6 protein-coding genes are annotated in these 6,170 nt (G+C 69.1%); 5 read left to right on the plus strand and 1 reads right to left on the minus strand.

Annotated features, from left to right (window positions below; translation table 11 throughout):
- Positions 1-30 precede the first annotated feature (30 nt).
- Entirely contained in the window at positions 31-1,434 is a 1,404-nt protein-coding gene (locus H0X91_RS25640) for an HdeD family acid-resistance protein (protein ID WP_196433467.1), read from the minus strand.
- Between the two features lie 446 nt (positions 1,435-1,880).
- On the opposite strand from H0X91_RS25640, the gene H0X91_RS25645 reads away from it, so the two are divergent.
- The 5 genes from H0X91_RS25645 to H0X91_RS25665 all read left to right on the plus strand — a co-directional run.
- Positions 1,881-2,447, plus strand: coding sequence for a helix-turn-helix domain-containing protein (locus tag H0X91_RS25645; RefSeq protein ID WP_058903402.1), 567 nt, complete (start codon positions 1,881-1,883; stop codon positions 2,445-2,447).
- Between the two features lie 78 nt (positions 2,448-2,525).
- On the plus strand, positions 2,526-3,107 hold the full coding sequence (locus H0X91_RS25650) for an HD domain-containing protein (RefSeq protein ID WP_112751221.1): 582 nt from the start codon (positions 2,526-2,528) through the stop codon (positions 3,105-3,107).
- Between the two features lie 55 nt (positions 3,108-3,162).
- Complete coding sequence (locus H0X91_RS25655; protein WP_112751220.1) at positions 3,163-3,891, plus strand: class I SAM-dependent methyltransferase; 729 nt, start codon at positions 3,163-3,165, stop codon at positions 3,889-3,891.
- A 271-nt stretch (positions 3,892-4,162) separates the two neighbouring features.
- Positions 4,163-5,356 (plus strand): efflux RND transporter periplasmic adaptor subunit, encoded by a 1,194-nt coding sequence (locus tag H0X91_RS25660; protein ID WP_006483156.1) that lies wholly within the window; start codon positions 4,163-4,165, stop codon positions 5,354-5,356.
- A gap of 2 nt (positions 5,357-5,358) precedes the next feature.
- A partial coding sequence (locus H0X91_RS25665; RefSeq protein ID WP_230878024.1) for an ATP-binding cassette domain-containing protein occupies positions 5,359-6,170 on the plus strand: 812 nt, incomplete at its 3' end.

A 6,170-nucleotide genomic window follows, 5' to 3' on the forward strand; every position in this document is an offset into this window, starting at 1 on the left:
ATGCCCGGCCCGCGTCCGGCATCACGCGTTTCACTTCATCGACGCCGCCTCCGAGCCGCCCGGCGACAACGCCGCGCTGTCCTGCTCGCGCCACGCACGCCGCGACGCCATGATCGCGCTCACCGCCGAGCGCGCCACCTTCCACCATGCGAACGGACGCGGATCGGCGAGCATGCTGAGCGCGCGCGCATAGTCGAGCGTGAGTCCGGGCGTCCACGCCATCGTCACCGCACGCTTGCGGATCTGCGCGGCCACCCACAGCTCGGGCGTGAGCAGCAGCCGCACGAACGCGCCCCACCCGGCCCGCGCGCCCTTCAGCCGCCACACCGCACCGTCGAGCGCCGCCTCGAGCGCGTTCGACACGGTGCTCGAGCAGTTGCGGTGCGTGAGGTTGTACGTGAGGTTCTGCCGATACGACGACCAGAACGCCTCGAGCTTGGCCGGATCGTAGTTGCGGATGCGCACGCGCACGGTCGACGGGCACCACGCTTTCGACTCGGTCGCATAGTCGGGCTGAAACAGGCCGGGCACGTCGTTCTCGCGCGTCGCGCGCAGGATGCGCGTGAATTCGTCCGGAGAACGATCGATCTCGACAGCCGGATACAGGCTGATGTAGATGCCCTCCGGCGATTCCAGCGCCGCATGGCCGGTCGAGATCACGCCGTTGACGTCCACCGCCGCGATGTAGCGATCGATCACCGGATAGCGCTGCGCTTCGGCCTTCGACGTGCCGGTCGGGGTCCACACGTGCACGGTCAGCGCCCGCTCGCCGTCGGCCGGCGGCCCGTCCCATTCGGATTGCGCGAACTGCGGCGGGTACTGCGCATCGTCGAGATCCGGCGCCAGCGCCGGCGCGGGCGAGGTCGCGAACGCCGGATTGCGCGTCAGCCGCCGCACGCGCGCGGCGAGGCTCAGCATGTGCATTCCGCCGAACATCAGCAGCAGACCGAGGCAGTACGGTACGGTGCCCGCGTAGTGCGTCGGGTACGGCTGGAAGAAGAAGACCGCCAGCAGGATCTCGACGACACCCCACGCGAACGCGACATTCCAGCGGCGATAGCGCACCATCCACGCGGACGTGCACTGCAGCAGTCCGTCGACGAGGAACAGCGTGCCGAAGATCATCGACAGCAGGAAGTGGCCGTGATGATGGCCGGCAAACACGAGCCCCGCGGCCATCACGACCGCGATGCCCTTCACGTAGCGCAGGATGCGCTGGCCGCCGACCCCGCTGCCGGCCACCGCGAGCGTCGCGAGCCCCTCGATCAGGAACAGCCATGCGAACAGCTCGATCGGGAAATGCAGCGCACCATCGAGCGCGTCGATGAAAATGCCGACGCCTGCCACCACCCACAGCCAGCCGAGCACGGTCAGCCCGCGCCAGCGGGTTCGCAGATATTCGATGCCCAGCAGCAGCAACACCAGTCGTACCATTGCGCCCTCGTATTTTTTCGGGATACGCGCGGCCTCGCGCCCCCTGTCGTTTCGACCGCGCGTCGGGCGACGTGCCGGCCGGAAGGCGGTCGTCGTGGCCGGCCCGTCATGTCGTCAACGTGACCGATGGCGGCCGGCACGCGCCGCTCTGGCCGAATAATAAGATATGGCGGAGCCGGTTGAAAGCCTGGCGAAAACGTTTTCGGCGGGGCGCGGACCGCCCCGGCCGCCCGCTGCCACGGCAGATTTCGGGTTCGACAACGGGCGGCGGATACGGGAGAATCCGGCTTCCGAGGGCGAAAGCCACCCAGCCGAACCGCACAGACGGGACGAGAGCACATGCATGGACCGATTACACGCCGGCACATGCTGGCCGCCACTCGCCAGGTTCCAGGCCGCCCCTGTCAGCCATGGCGCTGGCCGACGCATGAAACAGGAGCATCGACATGCCCCACCCGCCGCTTCATCCATCCTCGCTCGGCCCGCAACTCAAGCGCTGGCGCGCGCTGCACCGCGTGAAGCAAAGCCATGCAGCCGAACTGTTCCGCGTCGCGCAATCGACGATCTCCCGCTGGGAAGCCGGCCTTCAGCAGATGTCGCCCGCCGAGCGCGCGACGGCCGAACGGCTGCTCGCCGCGCGCCTCGATTCCGCGGGCGACCACGCGCTCGCGCGGCTGATCGCCGGCAGCACGGGCCGCATGCATCTCGTGTGCGACTTCACGCACCGCCTGCTGGCCAGCTCGCCGGCGCGCGCGGCCGAGTTCTCGCGGCCGCTTTCGACGCTGCTCGGCGCGTCGCTGTGGCGCTATGCGACGCCGGAAATCGCCCGCATGGAAGCCGCGCTCGACCCGCTCGGCTGGTACGACCGCGCGGGACCGCCGAGCGTCGAGTTCGACACCGGCGCGAATGCGTCGCGCGTCGTGCCGATTCGCGGCAGCCTGTGCCGATGGACGCGGATGACGCTGTCGGACGGCTCGGCCGTGCGGCTCGTGGAAACGCTGGACGCGCACTGACGCCCACGCATATTTCATGCGTGGACACCCCGCGGCCGGCCGGCGTACGCTTGGCGGTTCATCGCAAGGACGCCGACCATGAATCCCGATACGATCCGCGCGCGCCTCGATTTCCTGCGCGACGCCGAACGCCTGAAAGACGTGCTGCGCAGCGGCCACACGTCGGCCGGGCGCGCGGAAAGCACGGCCGAGCATAGCTGGCGGCTGTGCCTGATGGCGCTCGTGTTCGCCGACGCGCTGCCCGGCGTCGATACGCTGAAGCTGCTGAAACTGTGCGTCGTCCACGACCTCGGCGAGGCGCTGCACGGCGACATCCCCGCGATCGAGCAGGCCGCGCATCCCGACAAGAGCGCGCACGAACGCGACGATCTGCTGACGCTGACCGCGTCGCTCGACCGCGCGGTGCGCGACGAGATCGTCGCGCTGTGGGACGAATACGAGGCGGCCGCCTCACCCGAAGCCCGCGCGGCGAAAGCGCTCGACAAGCTCGAAACGATCCTGCAGCACAACCAGGGCAGCAATCCGCCCGATTTCGACTATGCGTTCAATCTCGGCTACGGCCGGCGCTATACCGACGCCGCGCCGCTGTTCAGCGCGATCCGCGAGATCGTCGATGTCGACACGCAGCGCAGGATCGACGCGGGTGGGCAGCGCGCGTAAGCTCGCGGGATCGGGCGTGCCACCTTGCGCGCCCCACCCGCACCTGAGCCGACGCATGACGCAGAACATCTACGACGACCCGGCCTTCTTCGAAGGTTACAGCCGCCTGAACCGCTCGATTCACGGGCTCGACGGCGCGCCCGAATGGCCCGCGCTGCGCGCGCTGCTACCCGACCTGCACGGCCGTCACGCGCTCGATCTCGGTTGCGGCTACGGTTGGTTCAGCCGCTGGGCCGCCGACCAGGGCGCTGCCGGCGTGCTCGGCATCGACGTGTCCGAACGCATGCTCGAACGCGCGACATCGACCACCGCACATCCGGCGATCACGTACCGTCGCGCCGACCTCGAAACGCTCGCGCTGCCGGATGCCGCGTTCGACCTCGCGTACAGCTCGCTCGCATTCCACTACGTCGTGCACCTCGACACGCTGCTGCGCACGATCCACCGCACGCTCGTGCCGGGCGGCCGGCTCGTGTTCTCGATCGAGCATCCGATCTATACGGCGCCGCGCCGGCCGGGTTTCGTCGTCGATGCGCAGGGCAACCGCTCGTGGCCGCTCGACGGCTACCAGCGCGAAGGCGAACGCGTGACCGACTGGCTCGCGCCGGGCGTCGTCAAGCAGCATCGCACGCTCGGCACGCTCGTGAACCTGCTGATCCGCAGCGGCTTCACGCTCACGCACCTCGACGAATGGGCGCCGACGCCCGGGCAGGTCGACGCGCTGCCCGCTCTCGACGAGGAACGCGACCGGCCGATGATGGCGATCGTCGCCGCGCGGCGGTAGCGCGGTCGCGGCGGATCGCCCCCTTCACAGATCGAAACAATTGCACCGTCCGGCCCGCGCATCGATACGGCGTCCACACAATTCAGCACAATTTCCACACGATTTGGCGCGAATTCCTCGCTTACCATGAGCGCCTGATTCGATTCGGCACGCCCGCGCGATGCGTACGCGGAACCCGTCGCGGGCAACACGCCCGGCACGCGGCGCCGACCGGATCGTTCCGTTCGGCCGCACGCATCGCCGGCGCCCGCTTCATCCTCGCTGCATTCTCATGACCCAGAAGACCCATCGCCGCCGGCGCATCGTGCTGGCTACCCTTGCCGTCGTCGCAATCGCCGTCGGCGTCACGCTGAAGGCCTGCGCGCCCGACAAGCATCCGCAGTACCTGTCCGCGCCCGTCACGCGCGGCGATCTCGAGAACGCGGTGCTCGCGACCGGCGCGCTGCAGGCGTTCAGGCAAGTCGACGTCGGCGCGCAGGTGTCGGGGCAGTTGAAGACGCTGAAGGTCAAGCTCGGCGACAAGGTCACGAAGGGCCAGTGGCTCGCCGAGATCGACCCGGTGATCTCGGAAAACGCGCTGCGCCAGGCGCGCGCCAGCGAAGAAAGCCTGCGCGCGCAGCAACAATCGACCGCCGCACAGTTGACCCAGGCCGAACTCGCGTTCCGCCGCCAGCAGGCGATGCTGCCCGACGACGCGACGTCGCGCGAATCGTTCGAGGCCGCGCGCGCGGCGCTCGACGTGCAGCGCGCGACCCTCGCGTCGCTCGCCGCGCAGATCCGTTCGGCCCGCATCCAGATCGAGACCGCGCAAGCCAACCTCGGCTACACGCGCATCGTCGCGCCGATCGACGGCGAGGTCGTCGCGATCGTCACGCAGGAAGGCCAGACCGTGATCGCGCAGCAACAGGCGCCGGTGATCCTGAAGCTCGCGAATCTCGACACGATGACCGTGAAAGCGCAGGTGTCGGAAGCGGACGTGATTCGCGTGAGCGCCGGCCAGACCGCGTATTTCACGATCCTCGGCGAACCGGACAAGCGTCACTACGGCAAGCTGCGCGCGATCGAACCGGCGCCGCAGAACTACGCCGAAGCGCAAAGCCCGCTCGGCGGCGGCGCGGGTGGCGGCGCGAAACCGAACAGCGCGGTGTTCTACAACGCGCTGTTCGACGTGCCGAATCCCGAGCACCGGCTGCGCATCGCGATGACCGCGCAGGTCAACATCGTGCTCGGCAACGCGCGCAACGCGCTCAGCATTCCGGCCGCCGCGCTCGGCGAGAAGCGCAAGGACGGCACCGTGGCGGTGCGCGTGCTGCGCGCCGACGGCAGCACGGAAACGCGCCATATCCGCATCGGCATCAACAACAACGTGCGCGTCGAAGTGCTGGCCGGCCTGAAGGACGGCGAGCGCGTCGTGATCGGCGAAGCGTCGGCGGACGAGCGCGCACCGCTGTCGGACGTGGTGTAACGATGCGCCAGCCCCTGCTGAAACTCGCCGCCGTCACGCGACGCTTTCCGGCCGGCGACAAGGACGTCGTCGTCCTGAACAACGTCAACCTGTCGATCGACGCGGGCGAGATCGTCGCGATCGTCGGCGCGTCGGGGTCCGGCAAGTCGACGCTGATGAACATCCTCGGCTGCCTCGATCATCCGAGCGAAGGCACCTACACGGTCGGCGGCCGCGACACGCACATGCTCGACAGCGACGAGCTCGCGCAGCTGCGCCGCGAGCACTTCGGCTTCGTATTCCAGCGCTATCACCTGCTGCCGCACGTCGACGCGGTCGCGAACCTCGAAATGCCGGCGATCTACGCGGGCACCGCGCGCGCCGAGCGGCATGCACGCGCCCGCGCGTTGCTCGCGCGCCTCGGGCTCGCGGATCGCGCGCATCACCGTCCCGGCCAACTGTCCGGCGGCCAGCAGCAGCGCGTGAGCATTGCGCGCGCGCTGATGAACGGCGGCCAGGTGATCCTCGCGGACGAACCGACCGGCGCACTCGACACGAAAAGCGGCCAGGACGTGATCCGCATCCTGCACGAGCTGAACGCGCTCGGCCATACGATCGTGATCGTCACGCACGACAAGGCGGTGGCGCGCCATGCGCGGCGCATCATCGAGATCAGCGACGGCGAGATCGTCGCCGACCGGCCGAACCGCCACTACGCGGAGGCGCTCGCGGAAGTCGGAATCGGCGCAGCCGACGTAGCCGAAACGCCAGCCGAAACGGCAGCCGAGACGGCTTCGTCGCCCGCGCCGCACGATGCCCCGCCGCCCGCCGACAC

This window comes from Burkholderia sp. 9777_1386 (genome assembly GCF_015712265.1).
Classification (GTDB): Bacteria; Pseudomonadota; Gammaproteobacteria; order Burkholderiales; family Burkholderiaceae; genus Burkholderia; species Burkholderia cenocepacia.

Coding starts and splice junctions, on each gene's coding strand:
- H0X91_RS25640 (WP_196433467.1), bottom strand. CDS start 1,434: ATGGTACGACTGGTGTTGCTGCTGCTGGGCATCGAATATCTGCGAACC.
- H0X91_RS25645 (WP_058903402.1), top strand. CDS start 1,881: ATGCCCCACCCGCCGCTTCATCCATCCTCGCTCGGCCCGCAACTCAAG.
- H0X91_RS25650 (WP_112751221.1), top strand. CDS start 2,526: ATGAATCCCGATACGATCCGCGCGCGCCTCGATTTCCTGCGCGACGCC.
- H0X91_RS25655 (WP_112751220.1), top strand. CDS start 3,163: ATGACGCAGAACATCTACGACGACCCGGCCTTCTTCGAAGGTTACAGC.
- H0X91_RS25660 (WP_006483156.1), top strand. CDS start 4,163: ATGACCCAGAAGACCCATCGCCGCCGGCGCATCGTGCTGGCTACCCTT.